The sequence below is a fragment of the Halomonas saccharevitans genome, from assembly GCF_032333995.1.
Classification (GTDB): domain Bacteria; phylum Pseudomonadota; class Gammaproteobacteria; order Pseudomonadales; family Halomonadaceae; genus Halomonas; species Halomonas saccharevitans.
Window position 1 is genome coordinate 227,484 of the sequence record NZ_JAVXUR010000005.1, and the last position, 19,513, is coordinate 246,996.

At 68.2% G+C, this 19,513-nt stretch carries 22 protein-coding genes; 9 read left to right on the forward strand and 13 right to left on the reverse strand.

The window, feature by feature from the left end; translation table 11 throughout:
• Positions 1–24: 24 nt before the first annotated feature.
• A complete protein-coding gene (locus tag RSO68_RS13640; RefSeq protein ID WP_315586963.1) occupies positions 25–1,812 on the reverse strand; it encodes an ABC transporter transmembrane domain-containing protein in 1,788 nt (595 codons plus the stop codon).
• A gap of 338 nt (positions 1,813–2,150) precedes the next feature.
• Between RSO68_RS13640 and trxC the strand changes: the two genes are divergently transcribed.
• Positions 2,151–2,588 carry a thioredoxin TrxC gene (trxC, locus tag RSO68_RS13645; protein ID WP_315586964.1) on the forward strand — a complete coding sequence of 146 codons (438 nt, stop codon included), beginning with the start codon at positions 2,151–2,153 and terminating at the stop codon, positions 2,586–2,588.
• 92 nt (positions 2,589–2,680) lie between these two features.
• On the opposite strand, the gene RSO68_RS13650 is transcribed toward trxC, so the two are convergent.
• Both RSO68_RS13650 and yejK read right to left on the reverse strand, forming a co-directional pair.
• Entirely contained in the window at positions 2,681–3,265 is a 585-nt protein-coding gene (locus tag RSO68_RS13650) for an NAD(P)H-dependent oxidoreductase (protein WP_315586965.1), read from the reverse strand.
• A gap of 184 nt (positions 3,266–3,449) precedes the next feature.
• Positions 3,450–4,457, reverse strand: a complete 1,008-nt coding sequence (gene yejK / locus RSO68_RS13655; protein ID WP_315586966.1) for a nucleoid-associated protein YejK — start codon at positions 4,455–4,457, stop codon at positions 3,450–3,452.
• Positions 4,458–4,738: 281 nt separating this feature from the next.
• Here yejK and RSO68_RS13660 point away from each other — a divergent pair, with 281 nt between their 5' ends.
• On the forward strand, positions 4,739–5,365 hold the full coding sequence (locus tag RSO68_RS13660) for a hypothetical protein (protein WP_315586967.1): 627 nt from the start codon (positions 4,739–4,741) through the stop codon (positions 5,363–5,365).
• A gap of 109 nt (positions 5,366–5,474) precedes the next feature.
• Here the strand turns inward: RSO68_RS13660 and RSO68_RS13665 are convergent, their stop codons facing one another.
• The 8 genes from RSO68_RS13665 to RSO68_RS13700 form a co-directional block, all read right to left on the reverse strand.
• Complete coding sequence (locus RSO68_RS13665) at positions 5,475–7,421, reverse strand: vWA domain-containing protein (RefSeq protein WP_315586968.1); 1,947 nt, start codon at positions 7,419–7,421, stop codon at positions 5,475–5,477.
• A gap of 169 nt (positions 7,422–7,590) precedes the next feature.
• The gene (locus RSO68_RS13670) at positions 7,591–8,361 is read right to left on the reverse strand and encodes an ABC transporter permease (RefSeq protein ID WP_390882410.1); all 771 of its coding nucleotides are present in this window, start codon (positions 8,359–8,361) and stop codon (positions 7,591–7,593) included.
• Positions 8,358–9,287, reverse strand: a complete 930-nt coding sequence (locus tag RSO68_RS13675) for an ABC transporter ATP-binding protein (RefSeq protein WP_089850750.1) — start codon at positions 9,285–9,287, stop codon at positions 8,358–8,360. Before RSO68_RS13675 ends, RSO68_RS13670 begins: the two co-directional genes overlap by 4 nt.
• A 7-nt stretch (positions 9,288–9,294) precedes the next feature.
• Positions 9,295–9,501: a DUF6494 family protein gene (locus RSO68_RS13680; RefSeq protein ID WP_089850751.1), complete on the reverse strand. Its 207-nt coding sequence runs from the start codon at positions 9,499–9,501 to the stop codon at positions 9,295–9,297.
• 131 nt (positions 9,502–9,632) lie between these two features.
• Positions 9,633–9,911, reverse strand: coding sequence for a peptidylprolyl isomerase (locus tag RSO68_RS13685; RefSeq protein WP_089850753.1), 279 nt, complete (start codon positions 9,909–9,911; stop codon positions 9,633–9,635).
• A 108-nt stretch (positions 9,912–10,019) separates the two neighbouring features.
• Positions 10,020–10,343, reverse strand: a complete 324-nt coding sequence (locus RSO68_RS13690) for a hypothetical protein (protein ID WP_315586969.1) — start codon at positions 10,341–10,343, stop codon at positions 10,020–10,022.
• 137 nt (positions 10,344–10,480) lie between these two features.
• Entirely contained in the window at positions 10,481–10,870 is a 390-nt protein-coding gene (locus tag RSO68_RS13695; protein ID WP_315586970.1) for a gamma-glutamylcyclotransferase family protein, read from the reverse strand.
• A gap of 48 nt (positions 10,871–10,918) precedes the next feature.
• Positions 10,919–11,845 carry a LysR substrate-binding domain-containing protein gene (locus RSO68_RS13700; protein WP_315586971.1) on the reverse strand — a complete coding sequence of 309 codons (927 nt, stop codon included), beginning with the start codon at positions 11,843–11,845 and terminating at the stop codon, positions 10,919–10,921.
• A 120-nt stretch (positions 11,846–11,965) separates the two neighbouring features.
• Here RSO68_RS13700 and RSO68_RS13705 point away from each other — a divergent pair, with 120 nt between their 5' ends.
• From RSO68_RS13705 to RSO68_RS13725, 5 genes are all read left to right on the forward strand, one after another.
• Positions 11,966–12,835 carry a pirin family protein gene (locus RSO68_RS13705; RefSeq protein WP_315586972.1) on the forward strand — a complete coding sequence of 290 codons (870 nt, stop codon included), beginning with the start codon at positions 11,966–11,968 and terminating at the stop codon, positions 12,833–12,835.
• Positions 12,836–12,910: 75 nt separating this feature from the next.
• On the forward strand, positions 12,911–13,534 hold the full coding sequence (gene ycaC / locus RSO68_RS13710; RefSeq protein WP_315586973.1) for an isochorismate family cysteine hydrolase YcaC: 624 nt from the start codon (positions 12,911–12,913) through the stop codon (positions 13,532–13,534).
• A 96-nt stretch (positions 13,535–13,630) separates the two neighbouring features.
• A complete protein-coding gene (locus RSO68_RS13715) occupies positions 13,631–14,587 on the forward strand; it encodes a pirin family protein (protein WP_315586974.1) in 957 nt (318 codons plus the stop codon).
• Between the two features lie 17 nt (positions 14,588–14,604).
• Complete coding sequence (locus RSO68_RS13720; protein ID WP_315586975.1) at positions 14,605–14,886, forward strand: DUF503 domain-containing protein; 282 nt, start codon at positions 14,605–14,607, stop codon at positions 14,884–14,886.
• A gap of 129 nt (positions 14,887–15,015) precedes the next feature.
• Entirely contained in the window at positions 15,016–15,744 is a 729-nt protein-coding gene (locus RSO68_RS13725; RefSeq protein ID WP_315586976.1) for an aspartate racemase/maleate isomerase family protein, read from the forward strand.
• Between the two features lie 13 nt (positions 15,745–15,757).
• Here the strand turns inward: RSO68_RS13725 and RSO68_RS13730 are convergent, their stop codons facing one another.
• Positions 15,758–16,105: a putative quinol monooxygenase gene (locus RSO68_RS13730; RefSeq protein WP_089850771.1), complete on the reverse strand. Its 348-nt coding sequence runs from the start codon at positions 16,103–16,105 to the stop codon at positions 15,758–15,760.
• A 189-nt stretch (positions 16,106–16,294) separates the two neighbouring features.
• On the opposite strand from RSO68_RS13730, the gene RSO68_RS13735 reads away from it, so the two are divergent.
• Positions 16,295–17,263, forward strand: coding sequence for a YbgA family protein (locus RSO68_RS13735; protein WP_315586977.1), 969 nt, complete (start codon positions 16,295–16,297; stop codon positions 17,261–17,263).
• A 6-nt stretch (positions 17,264–17,269) separates the two neighbouring features.
• Here the strand turns inward: RSO68_RS13735 and RSO68_RS13740 are convergent, their stop codons facing one another.
• A complete protein-coding gene (locus RSO68_RS13740; protein WP_315586978.1) occupies positions 17,270–18,136 on the reverse strand; it encodes an SDR family oxidoreductase in 867 nt (288 codons plus the stop codon).
• Positions 18,137–18,287: 151 nt separating this feature from the next.
• Between RSO68_RS13740 and RSO68_RS13745 the strand changes: the two genes are divergently transcribed.
• Positions 18,288–19,508 carry a methyltransferase gene (locus RSO68_RS13745; protein ID WP_315586979.1) on the forward strand — a complete coding sequence of 407 codons (1,221 nt, stop codon included), beginning with the start codon at positions 18,288–18,290 and terminating at the stop codon, positions 19,506–19,508.
• The last annotated feature ends 5 nt before the right edge of the window (positions 19,509–19,513 follow it).

Sequence of the window (19,513 nt, forward strand, 5' to 3'; positions counted from 1 at the left end):
TCGGCGAGTGCCGGTGGGAAAAGCTCAGCGCTCGCCGCTGGCCGCCGGCAGGGCGTGCTGGCCGAACTGCAGCTCGGCGAGGTGGCGATAGAGCGGGCTCGTCTCGAGCAGCTCGTCGTGGCGCCCGGCCGCCACCAGGCGTCCCTCGTCCATCACCAGCAGGCGGTCGGCGGCGACCACCGTGGCCAGCCGGTGGGCGATGACGAGGCTCGTGCGCTCGGCCATCAGCCGGTCCAGCGCCTCTTGCACCAGCCGTTCGCTCTCGGCGTCCAGGGCGCTGGTGGCCTCGTCGAGCAGCAGTACGCGGGGATCCTTGAGCAGCGCCCGGGCGATGGCCAGGCGCTGGCGTTGCCCGCCGGAGAGCTGCACGCCGCCGGGGCCGAGCGGGGTATCGAAGCCCTGGGGCAGCGCCTCGATGAAGCCCAGGGCGTTGGCGTCCCGCGCCGCCTGACGCAGGGCGTCGCGGTCCGCATCGCCCCGGCCGAAGCGCAGGTTGTCGGCCACGCTGCCGCTGAACAGCACCGGCTCCTGGGCCACCAGGCCGAGGCATGAACGCAGCGCGCGAGGATCGAGGTCCCGCAGGTCGATGCCGTCCAGGCGCAGGGTGCCCCGGTCGGGATCGTGGAAGCGCAGCAGCAGCGCCAGCAGGGTGCTCTTGCCGGCCCCGGAGGGGCCCACCAGGGCGACCCGCTCGCCGGGCGCGATGGTAAGGTCGAAGGCCGCCAGCGCCGGCGTCTCCCGGCCGAGATAGGTGAAACTCACCCCGTCGAGCCGGATCTCGCCGCGCAGCGGGGCGGGAATGGGGGTGGGGCGCGCCGGGGCATGGATCACGGGGCGCGTCTCCAGCAGCTCCAGCAGCCGCTCGGCGGCGCCCGCGGCGCGCTGCACGTCGCCCGCCACCTCGGCCAGCGTCGCCACGGCCCCGGCGGCCAGCACCGCGTAGAAGACGAAGGCCGAGAGTTCGCCGGCGCTCATGCTGCCGGCCAGCACCGCCTGGCCTCCCTGCCAGAGCATCACGCCCACCGCGGCGAAGACCGCCAGAAGGGCGCCGCCGGTCAGCCAGGCACGCTGGCGCGTACGTGCCACGGCGGTGGCGAAGGCCGACTCGACCCGCGCGCCATAGGCCCGGCGATCGCTCTGCTCGTGATTGAAGGCCTGAACGGTGCGGATGCCCGCCAGCGCCTCGCCGGCATAGCGCCCCAGCTCGGCCACTCGATCCTGGCTGAAGCGCGACAGCCGCCGCACCCGGCGCCCGAACCACAGGATCGGCAAGACCGTGGCCGGAATGCCCAGCAGCACGATGGCCGAGAGCCACGGCTGGGTCACCAGCATCAGCGCCACGGCGCCCGTCAGCATCAGCGCGTTGCGCAGTGCCAGCGAGATCGAGGAGCCGAACAGGCTCTGCAGAACGCTGGTGTCCGCCGTGAGTCGCGAGGAGATCTCCCCGGCGCCGCCTTCGCCGCTGCTGCTCTCGAAGAAGCCCGGCTCCAGCTCGAGCAGGTGATCGAAGACGCGGCGGCGCAGGTCGGCGGCCAGGCGCTCGCCGATCCAGGTGACCAGGTAGTAGCGCAGCGCCGAGGCGATCGCCAGCACCGCCACCACGGCCAGCATGCCCCCAAGGACCTGGTTAAGCTGGCGAGGGTCGCGGGCTAGGAAGCCCTGGTCGATCACCAGGCGCAGCCCCTGGCCGAGCAGCAGTACGCTGCCCGCCGCGGCGAGCAGCGCCAGGGCGGCCAGTGCCACGCGACCCCGATAGGGAGCGAGAAGAGATAGCAGCCGCAGCAGCACGCGGGGATCGGGACGGTCGGTCATGGGGCTCTCGTGAGGATCGCCTGTTGGCAGTGTCGCGACCATAACAGCCCGCGAGGCGCGCTGCATGACGCCACGGTCACGCCGCAGGGCCATCGCTGATCGCGGAGTTGCTCGGGGCTGATTCGGCGACAGGTCTTCGAGGGGGCGCTGTGAACCCCTCCCTGGGCGCTACCAACGCCATCCTTGGCGTAGGACCCCCACTCCGACCTGTCTCCGGCGCCCCTCGGCCATTCCAACGGCAATACCCTTGGGCTACGCCGCGGGAGTTGCGCTACTTGCTTGGCTTCGTGGACGTGCAGGAAAATTGTGGAGGAAATCCCCTCGACCCGGAGTGTCTCATGAGCGAATCCCTGAAGCTTGGCTGCCCCCACTGTTACGCCGTCAATCGCGTCGAGCGATCGCGGCTCACCGACGGCCCGACCTGCGGCAAGTGCCGCAGGCCACTGTTCACCGGCGAGCCGGTAGCATTGAGCGACGCGAACTTCTCCGCCCTGGTCGAGCGCAGTGAACTGCCGGTGGTGGTGGATTTCTGGGCCAGCTGGTGTGGCCCCTGCAAGACCATGGCGCCGATATTTGCCGACGCCGCCCGTGAGCTCGAGCCGCGGCTGCGCTTCGCCAAGCTGAACACCGAGGAGCAGCAGGCGCTGGCGGCGCGCTTCGGCATCCGCAGCATTCCCACGCTGATCGTCTTCAGGGGTGGTGCGGAAGTTGCCCGCCAGCCGGGGCTGCTGCAGGGGCCGCAGCTGCGCCAGTGGCTACAGCCCTATCTGGCTTAGGGGGATAGAACCTTAGGGGGATAGAACCTTAGGGGGATAGAACCTTAGGGGGGATAGAACGACCGGGTCGTCGGGATCGGCCGCCTGGCAGATTACTGCGCCTTGCGGCCCAGCGTCTCCAGGCGGGTGAACCACTTGTGGCAATCGCCCTCGTCGAGACGCTCCACCGAGCCGATCAGCGTCTCGCGGACCGGCGCGAAGCCGACGAAGCCGAGGATATTGCGCTCCAGCGACTTCACGCTGTGGGCGCGATAGACGTGGCGGTAGATCGCCGCCGGCATGCCCATGGTCACCACCACTCGCGCCGAGCGGCCCTTCAGCCCCTTGCGCCCCAGCGGGTTGCCGTCCACGTACTCGAAGGCGAAGTGGGGGCGCATGGCCTGCTCGAGGAAGCCCTTCACCAGCGCCGGCATGTCGCCGAGCCATAGCGGAAAGCACAGCACCAGGTGCTCGCACCAGGCGATGGCGTCTCGTGCCGGCTCGAGCGCCGGTGGCATCGGCTCCTCGGTCCAGGCCTGCTGGCTTCGCAGCAGGGGGAAATCGTGCTCGGCGATGGTCAGGGTGCGCACCTCGTGACCGGCCTGCTCGGCGCCCCGGCGGTAGTGGTCGGCCAGGGCGTGCAGCAGGTGCGGCGCAGCGGTATCGGGATGGCCCTGGAGGATCAGGATACGGCGCATGGCGGGTCTCTCTCTCGACGTGAAGCACGACGTGCATCTCGACGTGAAGCTCGATAAAGACGACGTGGCTCAGCATAGCCCGCGTGATGTCGTTCGATCGAGATGATAGCGCCTCACCCATCAAAGCGATTCAAGCAAGGCGACGCCTTCAGAGAGATGACGTCGTGTCGAGAGCGGCGCGCCCTCAGTCCTGGCGCTTGAGCTGCTCGCGCAGCTGCTTGGGCACCTGCTTGATGATCAGGCGATCCTGATCCTCGTCGTACTCGACGCTGGAGCCCAGCAGGTGGGAGTCGAAGCTGATCGACACGCCGCCCGAGCGCCCGGCGAAGCGCCGGAACTGGTTGAGGGTGCGCTTGTCGGGCGGGATCTCCGGGGAGAGGCCGTAGTCGGCGTTGCGAATATGTTCATAGAAGGCGCGCGGCTGCTGCTCGTCGAGCACCTCCGAGAGCTCCTCCAGGGTGATCGGCTCGCCGCGGCTCGCCTGCTCGCTGGCGTAGTCGATCAGCGCGTCGGTCTTCTCGCGGCTGGCCTCTTCGGGCAGGTCCTCATGTTCCACGTAGTCGCTGAAGGCCTTGAGCAGGGTGCGGGTCTCGCCCGTGGCGTCCACCCCCTCCGCGGCGCCGAGCAGGGCGGCGAAGCCCTCCGCGAGCTTCTTGCCGCCGCGATCCTTGGTCCAGGAGAGGTACTGCTTGGAGGGCGAGTCGCCGCGCCACTGGTTGATGTCGAGGCGCGCGGCCAGGCTCATCTGCGTTAGGTTGAGCTGGCGCACCGGCACCACGGCGAGATCGTCGTCGACGCCGAAGCCGCTGCGATGATGCAGCAGCGCCAGGGAGAGGTAGCGGGCGTCGCCGACGCGCTGGTCGACCATCAAGAGATCGCCGGAGAGCGTCAGGTGGTCACTGATCAGCTCGGCGAGGCGCTTTGCCACGTCGCGGCTGAAGGTGACGAAGTCGCGGCCGCCGTCGAGGGTGTCGGCGAGCTCGGTTGCAAACGGCGAGCTCACCTCGCCCTCGGGCGTGGCGTCGACGAAGTGGCCCCAGGCCTTGGGCTTGGCGTTGAAGGCATCGTTGAGGCCGGCCAGCAGATCATCCAGCGCCGCAGAGGGGGCGAGCTCCTCGACGGCGGGGGTCAGCGTCGGCGTCTCGCCGGAGGCCGTGTCGATGCGATGGATGATGCTGTGCAGGATCGGCATGGGAGCTCCGTGGTGAAAGAGGCGAGGGCGAGGATGATACCCGCCGGCGGCGCCGCTCGATAGCCGATCGGCGAGGTAACGCCGCTTGCAGCGACTCGGGCGGGCTATGCTGAGGGACATGCCGGAGGTCTGGGGTGGGCGTCGCGTGCCTCCGAGATCCTCGGCGGGCCGTCGTTCGAGCCAGGCTCCATGGGCCCAAGGTATCGGTCGCCCGCGGCGCGGTCGCCGGCCCTGGTCGATACGCATCGTGCCGCTCATCGCGGCAAAGGAGAGAATGCCTCATGAAGCGAAGTGTACTGTTGTTGACGTCGGGAGCGCTCATCGCCTCCCTGGGGAGTCTCACGGCGGCCAATGCGCAGGCCGACGAGGTCGTGGAGCAACTCGAGCTTGGCCTGGAGCTCTACCAGGAGCAGGAGTATGGCGCGGCCATCACCGAGCTGGAGTTTGCCATCAACGACATCCGCAAGCTGGTCTCGGAGCGCCTCGCCGAGACCTTTCCCGAGGCGCCCGAGGGGTGGAGCGCTGCCACGGTAGAGTCTGCCGGCGGCGGGGCAATGATGTTCGGCGGCGGTGGCAGCATGCTGGAGCGCGAGTATCGTCAGCAGGAGGGCGGTGGCAAACTGACCGCGAAGCTGATGATCGACAATCCCATGATTCAGGCGATGTCGGCCATGTTCAACAACCCGGCGATGATCGCCGCCCAGCCCAACATGGAGCGTATCCGCATCGGGCGTGACTCTGCGCTGCTCAAGTGGCAGCCCGAGCGCGGTGCTGCCGAGCTCTCGTTTCTGATGGAGGGGCGCATTCTGATGCAGGTCAACGGTCAAGGGCTGGACTCGCAGGCGCCCGCCGTGGAACTGCTCAAGGCCTGGGATCTGGCGGCCGTTCGGGAGCAGGCCGCGCGCTGAGGTCGGCTCGCCACATTGTTCCCGAAGGAAAAAGGTTCCCGAAGGAAAAAGGTTCCCGAAGGAAAAAGCGGCGAGGCTGATGTCTCGCCGCTGCCACTTCGTCACCCTGCTACTCCAGGCTGAACCCGATCCTCTCCAGTACCTCACCGCTGTCCGAGGCCTTGTAGCGAATCTCGTAGTCGCCTGCTGCGCTGGGCGCGAACAGCTGCAGGGGGCTGCCCTGGCTGGCACGCGCCTCACGGATGGCGTTGGCATCCTCGGCAGCATCGGCCATCACGATCTGGATGAGATCCTCGTAACGTCCTGGCCCCTGCCAGTTCACCGTGACGATGCCGCCAGCCTCGGGGGTGCCCTCGATGGTCAGGCTGACCTCGCCGGCCCCCACGCTGACCGGTAGGCTGGCCAGTGTTCTGCCCGATTGCTGAATCACGTAGCGGACTTCATAGTCGCCCGGCTCTGCTGGGGCCTCCAGGGTGACCGGCGAGCCTCTGCTGGTCCGCACATAGTCGGTATAGGTGCCCTCGGGCGCCCCGGCCTCGACGATGGTGATGTAGTCCTTGGGGTTGTCGGGGCCCGTCCACTCCACCGGGAATTGGCCGCTCGGCACGATGGGCGCGTCGACCATCAATTGCGCCGTCGCGGGAGTCAGGCCGATAGGCTGAGTTGCCAGGGTGCGCCCGGACTGCTGTAGCACGTAGCGGATCTCGAAGTTGCCCAGGGCATCCGGCGCGGTGAGGGTCAACGGCGAACCCCGGCTGGTGCGGGTGTAGTCGGTGTAGCTGCCCTCGGGTGCGCCGGCCTCGACGATGGTGACGTAGTCCTTGGGATTATCGGGGCCTTCCCACGTCACCTCGATCATCGACCCCGCGACGGCCTCCTCGGGCGCGGTGACGCTGGCGGATACCGGGCTGAGAGTGATGGGTTGGCTGGCCAGGGTGCGCCCGGACTGCTGTAGCACGTAGCGGATCTCGTGGTTACCCAGCGCATCCGGGGCGGTGAGGGTCAACGGCGAACCCCGGCTGGTGCGGGTATAGTCGATGTAGCTGCCCTCGGGCGCCCCGGCCTCGACGATGGTGATGTAGTCCTTGGGGTTGTCGGGGCCTTCCCACGCCACCTCGACCACCGCGCCCGCGACGACCGCCTCGGGAACGGAAAGGCTGGCTTCGAGCGGTGTCAAGGTAATGGGATGGCTGGCCAGGGTATCGCCGCTCTGCTGGTGCACGTAGCGAATTTCGTGGTTACCCAGCGCATCCGGGGCGGTGAGCGTCAGCGGCGAACCTCGGCTGGTGCGGGTGTAGTCGATGTAGCTGCCCTCGGGCGCGCCGGCCTCGACGATGGTGACGTAGTCCTTGTCGTCATCGGGTCCCGTCCACGCCACCTCGATCACCGAGCCCGCCGGGGCCTCATCGGAGGCGTTCAGCTCGGCGGCGGGTACCGGCGCTGGCTCGGGCTCAGGTTCCGCGACCGACTCGGCGGCGGCCTGCTCCACCTGGTCCAGCGCGCGTGCCAGCTCGGCGCCGGAATGGGTCTGGAAGAGCTGTCCGCCGGTCTGCTCCGTCACGCAGGAGAGCTGCTGAATCTCGCTGTCGGTCAGCCCGAAGCCGACCACATGGGCCCGAACGGCCAGCCCCTGCTCGGCCAGCCGTGCCGCGGCAGCGCAGGGGTCGCCATCACAGGTCTCGAGTCCATCGGTCACCAGGATGATGTCTGCAGCCTCGGCGGTACGCGGGATCTGCTTGGCGGCGAGGCGCAAGCTGTCGGCGATCGGGGTCATCCCCTGCGGATTCAGGGCCCGTATCCGGCTCGCAAGGGTAGCCGCGTCCTGGCGCTCCATGGTGGCGATGACCTCGATATCGCCGCAATCACCCCGGCGGTTGTGGCCATAGGCCAGCACACTCAGGGGCACCTTGGGATCGCGACCCTGCAGATACTCATCGATCACGTCGCGGGCCACTTCGATCCGCGTGGCGTCGCCCTCTACGCGATTCCACATCGAGCCGGAGGCGTCGAGTACCATGACACCAACGCGCTCGGCCATGGCAGGGGTGGCGCTCAACAGAAGCACTGCAGGAAACAGGGTCAAGAGCCGACTCGAGCGGGCCATACGACACCTCCAGATTGCTATGCGTTATCGCACAGCATAGCCAAGAGCCGTTCGAGCTTGCCCCTTCGTGCAGACAGGGGCAGGCGGTTCGTCTCGTCGGTGGCTTCCGTGCCGCCTGAGACTATGGCTTGAGGCGATAGCCGCTCTTGAAGATCCACCCCACCATGGCGAGCGCCACGGACAGGAACAACAGGATCATCCCCAGGCTGACCAGCGGGCTCACGTCGCTGATGCCGTAGAAGCTCCAGCGGAAGCCGCTGACCAGATAGACCACCGGGTTGGCCAGGGTCACCGCCTGCCAGAAGGGCGGCAGCATGTCGATGGAGTAGAAGGTGCCGCCGAGGAAGGTCAGCGGGGTGATCACCAGCAGCGGCACCAGCTGCAGCTTCTCGAAGCCGTCGGCCCAGATGCCGATGATGAAGCCGAGCAGGCTGAAGGTCACCGCCGTGAGCACCAGGAACACCGCCATCATCAGCGGGTGGTCGATGGAGTAGGGCACGAACAGTCGCGCCGTGACCAGCACGATCACCCCGAGGATCAGCGACTTGGTCGCCGCCGCGCCCACGTAGCCCACCACCACCTCGACGTAGGACATCGGCGCCGAGAGGATCTCGTAGATCGAGCCCGAGAAGCGCGGGAAGAAGATGCCGAAGGAGGCGTTGGAGACGCTCTGGGTGAGCAGCATCAGCATGATCAGGCCCGGCACGATGAAGGCGCCGTAGCTGATGCCATCCACCTCGCTGATTCGCGTGCCGATGGCCGCGCCGAACACCACGAAGTAGAGCGAGGTGGAGATCACCGGCGAGACGATGCTCTGCAGCATGGTGCGCATGCTGCGCGCCATCTCGGCGAGGTAGAGGGTCTTCACGGACTGCAGGTTCAAGCGCTTCATGGCGAGCGACGCTCCTGGACCAGGCTGACGAAGATGTCTTCCAGCGAACTCTGGCGGGTGTGCAGGTCCTTGACCCGAACCCCTACCGCCTCGAGGTCGGCGAGCAGGCCCGAGATGGTCGAGCCGCCCTCCTGGCGCGCGGCGTCGTAGCTATAGACCAGCGCGTGTCCCTCGTCGGCCAGCGCCAGGCCGTGGCCCGCCAGCGACTCCGGCAGCGCCTCCAGGGGCTCGTCTACCTGCAGGGTCAGCTCCTTGCTGCCGAGCTTGTGCATCAGCGCGTGGGTGTTCTCGACCAGCACGATCTCGCCGCGGCGTATCACCCCGATGCGGTCGGCCATCTCCTCGGCTTCCTCGATGTAGTGGGTGGTGAGGATGATCGTCACCCCCTGGTCGCGCAGGCCGCGCACCACCTCCCACATCTCGCGGCGTAGCTCCACGTCCACCCCGGCGGTGGGCTCGTCCAGGAACAGCACCTGGGGCGCGTGGGAGAGCGCCTTGGCGATCAGCACGCGGCGCTTCATGCCGCCGGAGAGCTCCAGCAGCCGGCTGTTGCGCTTCTCCCACAGGGTCAGCGAGCGCAGCACCTGCTCGATGTGCGCCGGATCCTTGGGCTTGCCGAACAGCCCCCGGCTGAAGCTGACCGTGTCCCACACCGTGGTGAAGGCCTCGTTGGTCAGCTCCTGGGGCACCAGGCCGATCAGCGAGCGGGCGGCGCGGTAGTCACGGACGTTGTCGTGGCCGTCCACCAGCACCCGGCCGCGGCTCGCGTTGACCAGCCCGCAGATCACGCTGATCAGGGTCGTCTTGCCCGCGCCGTTGGGGCCCAGCAGGGCGAAGATCTCGCCACGCTGGATCGTCAGGTCGACATCGACCAGCGCCTGGAAGCCGTCGGAAAAGGTCTTCGACAGCCCCTCGACGCGGATCATCGGCGTATCACTCAAGGGTGATGTCCCCCCTGAATTCGAGGTCCAGTTCGAGGCCCGCCACCTCGACCCTCACGCGCGCCGGCAGGGTCTCGTTACCCGTCAGGCGGCCATCGGCCAGCGCCTCCCGCACGGCCTGCTCGATCTCCTGCTGGGTGTTCACGCCCACGTTCTTCAGTAGCTTTCTGATGCTGTGGTTGAAGGTGTCGTCGTTCATCGAAGGGCTCCTCTGGCGTCGGTGACGATGCGGCTTTCTGACATCATCCTCCACTTCATACAGGTACTGTACAAGAAAAAGCCGCGCATGGGCTTCATGCGCGGCTTCTCACAGTCAGTAGCCGGGTGGCCTCAGCTGCGGTCGGTGATTTCCAGCAGGTGGTAGCCGAACTGGGTCTTCACCGGGCCGTGGACCTGGCCCACTTCACCCTCGAACACCACCTTGTCGAACTCCGGCACCATCTGGCCCGGGCCGAAGGTGCCGAGCTCGCCGCCCTGGCGGCCGGAAGGGCAGTTGGAGTGCTCGCGAGCGACCTCGGCGAAGTCGCGACCGCCCTCGATCTCGGCCTTGAGTTCGTTACACTTCGCTTCGCTGTCCACCAGGATATGACGTGCGCTTGCCTGAGCCATGTTGCTCTCCTCGACGGTCGGCTGGGATGCCGGTTGATGAACCTGAAAGCATACCATGCCCGTTCGCGAAGATGCCTCGTGGGCATGGGCTCGCGCTTGAGCGGTTCGTCATTCGCCCGCGCCGATGCTGAGTCGGAAGGCCTGCAGGCTGTCGAGCTCCAGGCGATACTCCTCTGAGAACACCGGGTGGCCGATGACGCGGATGTCCAGGCTCGCCTCGGCGCTGCGGTAGACGACCCCGGCGGTGACGTGGGTGTCGGTGACCAGCGGCGCCGTGGGCGCGAAGTCGATCCCTTTCACCTCTACCGCGGTGAGGCCGAGGCCGTCGAGGCGATCGTCGACGGCGCGCGTCAGGCTGGCGTCGTAGTAGAAGTAGAGGCCGCCGTAGGCCAGGCCGGCCAGCACGGCGAGGGAGAGAACGAAGCGAACCATGACCGTCTCCTGGGTGATGTCATCAAAGGCGGGTATCGCGAAAAGCGGGTGTCGCGAAGGGCTGATGTCTCGAAGGCGCTGCCTTCGTAAGCGCGTTTTATAGCATAGGCGCGGGCCTGGCGGGGCGGCCAAGGGTATCAACGAGGTTGCCAGGCGCCCTCGCGGATCACCGGATAGCCGGCCACCGGCCGGTTGTAGAGATAGAGCCAGGCGGGCCCGAACGCTGTGGCATGGACGAGGCGATCGTAGTCGCCCTCACGCGGGGTGCGCACCCGATAGTCCTCCAGGCGGTCGAGGTCGGTCAGCAGCCGAGCATCGACCCGAAACACCTCCACAGCGATACCCTGCGAGGGCTCGAGCTTGGCGGCGGGGTAGGGCCCCAGGTCGTAGAGCGTGGTGCCGGTGAGGCGGTCCTCGCCCAGGAAGTCGGCGCCGTCGAGCCAGTGGTGGTTGCGCAGGCCGCGCTTCAAGGTGCCGTAGACGGCGACCAGCGGCGTGCGCAGCACGGCGAGGGCGGGAGTGTGCATGGCCTGTCCTTGCCTCCTTAGGGATGGGGTCGAGTGTCGGCCACGATGTTACCTGACGCCGGCGGTAAGCGTTTCGACATCGACCTTCTCGATTTCTTCGCCGAGGAAATCCAGTAGCGCCCTGACCGAAGGCAACAGGCCGCGCCTCGAGGGGAAGACGACATGCAGGATACCGCCCCGGGGCTGCCACCCCGGTAGCACATCGATCAGACGACCCGCCTGCAGGTCCCGGCCGCCTACCAGCAGGGCCAGCTTGACGACGCCCAGTCCTCCAAGGGCGGCCTCATGCAGGGTCTCTGCGCTGTCCGTCACCAGGCGAGGCCGATGGTGGATCTGGGCCGTCGCGCCATCCGGACCCGCCAGGTCCCAGACATGCTGCTTGTCATGCTGCTCGAAATCCAGGCTCGGTAACTCGATGAGATCGGCAGGCCCTCGAGGGAGGGGGCGATGCTCGAACAGGCCGGGCGCGGCCATCAGGCGCTGGGGACTGCTCGACAGCACCTTCATGGCCAGCTCGCTGTCTTCCAGGGGCGGGAAGCGCACCCGGATCGCCATATCGAAGCCTTCTTTCACCACGTCGACGCGACGACTGGTGGCCTCGACCTGAACCTCCACTTCGGGGCAGCGGGCCATGAAGCGAATCAGCAAGGGCGTGATCAGGTAGTGCAGAACGCTGGGTGAACAGCTGAATTTCACCAGGCCTCGCGGTTCAGCGCGATGGTGCTCGATCAGCTCCTCGGCAGCCTCGGCTTCCACCAGCATGGCCACGCAATGGCGGTAGTAGGCCTGGCCGAGCTCGGTGACCGAGACATGACGCGTCGACCGGTTGAGCAGCCGGGTCGCCAGCTCCTGCTCAAGTTGGCCGATGCGCCGACTCAGTGTCGACTTGGGGATGCCCAGGGCCCGGCCGGCGGGGGCGAAGCCGCCGTGGTCCACTACCTGGACGAAGTAGTAGAGATCGTTGAGGTCGCGCATCGCTCGTCCTTTGAGTGGAACGGTCTGTCCGAATTTTACCCTCTACCGCCGTCGGCGTTCCTTTTCTAGGATTCCTGCATCAGGGCCACGTGTGCCCTTCCTGCCAACAGGAGCTCGATCATGAAGAAGATCCGGACGGTATACGGTGCACCGCATGGTCACTGGGTCGGTGACGGCTTCCCCGTGCGTTCTCTGTTCACCTATGACCGTATGGGAGCCGAGACCATCAGCCCCTTCCTGATGCTGGATCACGCCGGCCCCTTCAGCTTCACGCCGGCCGAGCGGCCGCGGGGCGTGGGTCAGCATCCTCATCGCGGCTTCGAGACGGTGACCCTGGTCTACGAAGGAGAGCTGGAGCATCGCGACTCCACCGGCAGCGGTGGTCGAATCGGCGAAGGAGACGTGCAGTGGATGACCGCCGGGGCGGGCATCATCCACGAGGAGTTTCACTCCCGAGCCTTCACCGAGCAGGGCGGTCGCCTCGAGATGGTGCAGCTGTGGGTCAATCTGCCGGCCCGGGACAAGGACGCTCCGGCAGCCTACCAGACGCTGCTCGACGCCGACATTCCCAGCGTGGCGCTGGGTGACGAGGCTGGCCGGGTGCGCGTGGTCGCGGGCAGCTACCTTGAGTATGAAGGCCCGGCCAGCACCTTCACCCCGATCAACCTGTGGGACGTGCGGCTGGCCGCGGGGCGGCATGCCATCCTGCCGGTCCCGGACGGCCATACCACCCTGCTGGTGGTGCTGGAGGGCACCGTCCAGGTCAACGGCGAGACCGTCGTGCGCGACGAGGCCGTAGTGAGCTTCGAGCGTCGCGGTGAGGCCGTGCACCTGGAGGCCAACAACGACGCCAAGCTGCTGCTGTTGAGCGGTGAGCCCATCGAGGAGCCGGTCGTCGGCCACGGGCCCTTTGTAATGAACAGCGTGGAGGAGATCCACCAGGCCTTCGCCGACTTCCAACATGGGAAGTACGGCGTCCTGAGCGGCTAGCGGGAGATTCCCGCTGCCGTTCCTCTCCGGCGGCTCGGCCGCCGGCTTACTCCCTGATGCAATAGGAGTGCGATCATGTCCTTTACCTACAACCGCCTCGACAAGGACGACGTGGCCCTGCTGATGGTCGACCACCAGGCCGGCCTGCTGTCACTGGCCCGCGATTTCAGTGCGGACGAGTTCAAGAACAACGTCCTGGCGCTGGCTGAGATCGCGAAGTTCTTCGACATTCCCACCATCCTCACTACCAGCTTCGAAGACGGCCCCAACGGCCCGATGGTACCGGAGCTCAAGGAGATGTTCCCCGAGGCGCCCTATCTGGCCCACCCGGGCCAGATCAACGCGTGGGACAACGAAGACTTCGTCGCCGCGGTCAAGGCCACCGGCAAGAAGCAGCTGCTGATCGCCGGCGTGGTCACCGAGGTCTGCGTGGCCTTTCCCGCGCTCTCCGCCCTGGAGGAGGGGTATGAGGTGTTCGTGGTCACGGATGCGTCCGGTACCTTCAACCAGACCACGCGCGACGCCGCCTGGGATCGCATGTCCCAGGCCGGTGCTCAGCTGACGAGCTGGTTCGGCGTCGGCTGCGAGCTGCATCGCGACTGGCGCAACGACATCGAGGGCTTCGGCGGCTTGCTGGCCGGCCACCTGCCCGCGTACGCCAACCTGATGCAGAGCTACTCTCAGCAGAGCCAGGGTTAAGCGCGGACCGGCTCGGCCCCGGACGGGATGGCATGCTCTAGGCCTACCCTCCGGGGCCGAGCCCCTTTTCTTTAGCGACTCGCAAGGAGTGATCCCATGAGTACCCTCGTCGATGATCGCGAGTTGGCCTCGTCCCGCGACTGCCCCGTCGTCGACGGCAAGCGTCAGGTCCAGCACGTGGCGCCGCGGACCGCCGATGTCGACGGGATTCCGGTGAACCGGGTGTTGCCTTCGCGACACCGCCGACTGGTGGGCGCCTGGTGCTTCCTCGACCATGCCGGGCCGGCCGTCTTCAAGGGCAGCTCACGCGGTTTGCGGGTCGGCCCTCACCCGCACATCGGGCTGCAAACCTTCACCTGGATGATCGAGGGCGAAGTGCTGCACCGCGACAGCCTGGGCAATGAGCAGGTGATCCGTCCCGGTCAGGTAAACCTGATGACCGCCGGCCGTGGCATCAGCCACACCGAGGCGTCGGTGGCTGGCGATACGCATCTGCATGCCGCCCAGCTGTGGATCGCCCTCCCCGAAGCCGATCGGCACACGGATCCACGCTTCGACCACTATCCCGATCTGCCGAGTTGGGAGGAGCAGGGGGTCGCCTTCACCCTGCTGACGGGGGAGTTCTCCGACCACAGAGCCCCAACCCTGGCGTTCTCGCCCCTGGTGGGCCTGGATCTCTTCAGCAGGGAAGCGACCACCGTCGAGCTGTCGCTGCGCGAAGACTTCGAATACGGCGTGTTGCCCCTGGAAGGCGAACTGGACGTCGAGGGCGATACCTTTCCTCCCAACGAATTGGCCTATCTGGGCCGTGGGCGGGACAGTGTCACCCTGAGCTTGCCCGACGGCGGCCGAGCCATCCTCGTTGGCGGCGAGCCCCTGGGCGAGGAGATTCTCATTTGGTGGAACTTCGTCGGCCACAGCAAGGCCGAGATCGCCGAGGCCCAGCGCGATTGGGAGACCGGCGGCGTTCGCTTCGGAAGCGTGGGCGAATATGACGGCGAGCGACTGATGCCGCCGCCGTTGCCGTGGCGGCTTTCCGACAACGGGGGTTGATCAATGTCCATCGTCGCATGCGTATCACGATCCTCACCCTGACGATCTCCCTGCCGGGGTGTCGCTCGCTCAAGGAGAAGCGACAGCGCATGGGGGGCCTGCACGAACGTCTCGGGCGAAACCCGGCGATCGCCGTCTGCGAGAGCGGCGATCACGAGCGCCACGACGCCAGCGAGTGGACCTTCGTGGTGGTGGGCCACACGTCGCGGGCCGTGGCGTCGCTGTGTAGCGAGATCGAGGAGAAGTGCCTGCAGACGGTCGATGGCCGGGTGATGGAGGCGACCCGGGAGCGGCTGTGAGCCGCCTCCCGCGGCAAGTGGCTAACGAGAGACACGCCTTGCCCCGGCGAGCCATTGTCAGCGGGCGGGGCACCTGCGCTAGCCTGTAGGTCGAACGCTCACCCGAACCACCTTTCCGGAGTGTCCGACATGACCCATGCCGACTGCCTGGGCATCCTGGTACCCGACGACGGGCCGGATGACTACGAGTGGATCACCCTGGCAGACCAGACCGACGACCTGCCGCGTCTCGCGCTGGGCCGGGTGGCAAGCGACGGCCACCACGCGCCGGCGGCGCTGCTTGCCCTGGGCGACGTGAAGCGGCTGGCCCCGCCGGGCGAGCGGCTGGTCAAGGAGGCCGGGGCGCGAGCCGTGGTGTGGGCCTGCACCAGTGCCAGCTTCATCGGCGGGCTCGGCTGGGCCCAGGATCAGCGCGCCGCGCTCGAGGCGCGCCTGGGGGTGCCGGTGACCAGCACGGCGCTGGCGTTTCTCGAGGCCCTTGAGGCTCTGGGTCACGATCGGGTCGACCTGCTGAGCCCCTACCCGGACGACGTCACCCTGCGGCTGGTCAGCTTCCTGCGCGAGGGCGGCGTCGGCGTGGTTCACGACAAGGCGCTGGACTGCCCCTATGCCGCGGACTCTCATCGCGCCGACATCCTCGAGGAGGTGCGCTGCTTCGCCGCTCGCCATCCCGATACCGCGCGGCCGCTGCTGATTCCCGATACCGCTATCGATACGCTGGGATTGCGCGAGGCGCTGGTTCGGGAGGCCGGCCGAGAGGTGCTGACCGCCAACCAGGTGTCCCTCTGGGCCGGCCTCCGGCGGCTCGCCGGCGCCTATCGACCGCTCGTGTTGCTCGGGCCGTTGGCCGAGCGCTGAGCCGGCGAGTCGATCAGAGCCTCGGCGCGTCGAACTCGGCCGGCTCGTCGGTGTAGACGCAGACGTTGGCGTCTTCGATATCGCCGTTCGGGTCTTCGAGGTGAGTCGCGAAGAACGCCTGGATCTCCCGGCGCTGGCAGTGCGCCTCGAAGGCCTCGCGGTTGGCCCAGATCTCGTGGAAGACGATCGGATAGCTCTCGCCCTGGGCGAAGGGGTTGTCGATACGGCGGGTGACGGTGTAGTGCAGGCAGGCGTCCTCGCGGTGGGCATTCGGTTCCAGGGCCTGGAGTGCCTGGAAAACGGCGTCTTCCTTGCCGGGCTTGGGCTTGAAGCTGGCGGTGCAGTAAATCTTCTGTGACATGATGACTCCTGATGGGGGAATGCCGCGGCGACCATATCAACAAGCGCGCACTGCCACCAGCCGCGGGGCGCCTGGCCGGCGAGCCGACCGTCCTCGCGCCTGGCTGGCAGCGCGGCATGGCTATGCGACAATAACGCGGCCCCGAGGGGCGCTTGAAGGGTGGCAGCCGGAGAGACGAGGAGAGCGGCAATGACGGAACGGTCGGCAAGCAGGGAACGGATTCCGGTCGGCATCAGCGCCTGTTTGACGGGCGAGCAGGTGCGCTACAACGGCGGTCACAAGCGCTCCCGCTACTGCCTGGAGGTGCTCCAGGAGCGCTTCGCCTTTGAGCCCTTCTGCCCCGAGCTCGCGGCCGGGCTCGGCGTGCCGCGAGAGCCCATCCGCCTGGTCGGCCGGCACGACGAGACGCCCCGCGTGCTGGGCACCCAGGACCCGAGTCTCGACGTCACCGAGCGCCTGGAGGAGGTCAGCCAGGCGTTCGTCGACGGCCACCGCCATCTGCGCGGCTTCATCCTGATGAAGGGCTCGCCGAGCTGCGGGCTCGAGCGCGTCAAGGTCTACCACCCCAACGGCATGCCCAGCCATTCGGATTCGGGCGCCTTCGTGCGCGCCCTGCGCCGCCACTTTCCGGAGCTGCCGCTGGAGGAGGAGGCGCGGCTCAACGATGCCGTGCTGCGCGAGAACTTCATCACCCGGGTCTACGCCTTCGACGACTGGAAGCGCCAGGTCGAAGCCGCGCCCGGCTTCCACGCCCTGCTGCAGTTCCACAGCCGGCAGAAGTACCTGCTGATGGCCCATCACGTGGAGACCTACCGCGAGCTGGGACGCTACCTGGCCGCGGCCAGCAAGCTGCCGCTCGCCGAGGCCATGGCCCATTACCTGCAGCGCTTCATGGCGGCGCTCGGCCGCCCGGCGACCCGCAAGGGCCACACCAATGCCCTGCTGCATGTGCTGGGCTACCTCAAGCAGGACGTCGACGGCGAGGCCCGTCAGGACCTGCTGACGGCCATCGAGGACTACCGCCTGGGCCACGTGCACCTGGCGGTGCCGATCCGCCTGCTCACCCACTACTTGAAGCGCCACGGCTCGGACTACATTCGCGCTCAGACCTACCTCGACCCGCACCCTTACGAGCTTGGGTTGCGCAACGCCATCTGACGCCGCCTATAGCCGGCGTTCGTCGCGTGTGGAGCGCAGCAGCAGGCGATCCAGCAGCCGGGTGCCGAGCAGGCGCCTTAGGGTGCCGAACAGGTGCGTCGGCACGGTCACGTAGTAGCGCGCCTTCGGGTGCCGGCTCTCCAGGGCATGCACCAGCTTCTCGACCACCGCCTCGGGCCCGAGGGTGAAGCGCCCGCCGCCGTCGTCGCCGGCCAGTCGCGCCTCCACGGCGCGGTAGGTCTCGGCATGGGCGCTGCCCGCGGTGTCGATATGCGCCTTGAAGGCGCGGTAGGCGGTCTCGCGAAAGCGGCTGGTGATCGGCCCCGGTTCGATCAGGCTGACATGGATGCCACTGCCGTGAAGCTCCAGGCGGAGGGTGTCGGTCAGCCCCTCCAGCGCGAACTTGGAACAGACGTAGGCGCCGCGGTAGGGCAGGGCGGCCAGCCCCAGCACCGAGCTGTTCTGCACGATGCGCCCCCCGCCCCGGCGGCGCATCGCCGGCAGCACCCGGCAGGTGAGCTCGTGGGTGCCGAGCAGGTTGGTCTCCAGCTGGGCGCGCAGCACCGCCCGGGACAGGTCCTCCACCGCGCCGGGCTGGCCGTAGGCGGCGTTGTTGAAGAGCGCATCGAGGCGCCCGCCGGTCGCCGTCAGCACCGTCTCGACGCAGGCGGCGATCGACTCGCTCTCATTGAGATCCAGGTACACCGCCGTCAGGCCCGCCTCACGCAGCCGGGTCAGGTCCTCATCGCGTCGCGCGGTGGCGAATACCCGCCAGCCGCGCTCGGCCAGCGCCAGGGCGGCGGCCTGGCCGATGCCGCTGGAGGCGCCGGTGACCAGCACGCTTTGAGAGGATGAGTCGGGAGAGGCGGGCATCGATCGAGCTCCTGGCCGTCGGGGAGAGGGAAGAGGGCGCGGCGCATCGCCCGCGCCGGCTCGGCAACCCGCACTCTGTCGGTTGGCGCCCGGCCATGCAAGTCTCCAGCGAAGCCCCTACAATGCGGGCCTCTTCCGAGGTCGAGCGTCCATGTCCCCGTCCCTTTCCCCCTCTCTTTCTCATACCGAACGCTTCGCGCGGCTAACCGCGCTGCTGGCCGAGTGGCAGCCGCTGTGGCGCCCGCTGCCGTTCCAGCATCGTGGCTCGCCCTGGGGCGCGGCGTACTCGGCGCTGGAGGCGGCGCTGCTGGCGCTGCCCGACGCCGAGGCGGCGCGCCTGCAAGACGCCCCCTTCACTGCCTCGCCTCTGGCCGAGTGGCTGCCGGTGATGGAGCTCGAGGAGCTCGCGGCCCTGCCCGAGCTCGCCGGCGAGGCCGGTGGGCTGCCGGCGGCCTGGGCGGCTCACGTCGGCGGGCGCAAGTGGTCCCAGATCGAGGCCTTCCTGCCCCGGGTGGCGGCATCGCCCGGGGAGCGGCTGGTGGAGTGGTGCGCCGGCAAGGGCCACCTGGCCCGGGCGCTCTCGCGTCGCAACGCGACGGAGGTGACGGCGCTGGAGTGGCAGGCCGCGCTCTGCCGCGACGGGCAGCGGCTGGCCGACCGCCAGGGGGCGGCGGTGCGCATGGCCGAGCAGGACGTGCTGGCCCCCGAGGCGGGGCGCTGGCTCTCGCCCGAGACGCACGTGGCTGCGCTGCACGCCTGCGGCGATCTGCACGGCCGGCTGATCGAGCTTTGCGCCGAGCAGGGCAGCGCCGTGACCCTGGCGCCTTGCTGCTTTCAGCGCACCGCCGCGGCCGATTACCTGCCCTTGTCGCAGCAGGGGCGGGAGCGGGCGGCGGCGCTGGGGCTCTCGCTGACTCGCGAGGAGCTCGCCATGGCGGTGCAGGAGACCGTGACCGCCCCGCGCCACGTGCGTGTACGCCGTGAGCAGGCCGGCGCCTGGCGGCTGGGCTTCGACCTGCTGCAGCGCGAGGTGCGCGGCGTTGACGCCTACCTGCCGGTGCCGAGCCTGGCCTACGGCCGGCTGCCGGCGAGCTTCGAGGCCTTCTGCCGCTGGGCGGCCGAGCAGAAGGGGCTCGACCTGCCGGCCGTCGGCATCGACTGGGCGGCCTTCGAGGCCGCCGGAGCGCGGCGCCGGGCCGCGGTGACGCGCCGCGAGCTGGTGCGCCACCTGTTCCGCCGCCCGCTGGAGGTGTGGCTGGTGCTGGATCGTGCCCTGCGCCTCGAGGAGGCGGGCTTCGACGTGGAACTCGGCACCTTCTGCGCCCGCGAGCTGACGCCGCGCAACCTGCTGCTGCGTGCCTCTCGCCGCTAGGCGGG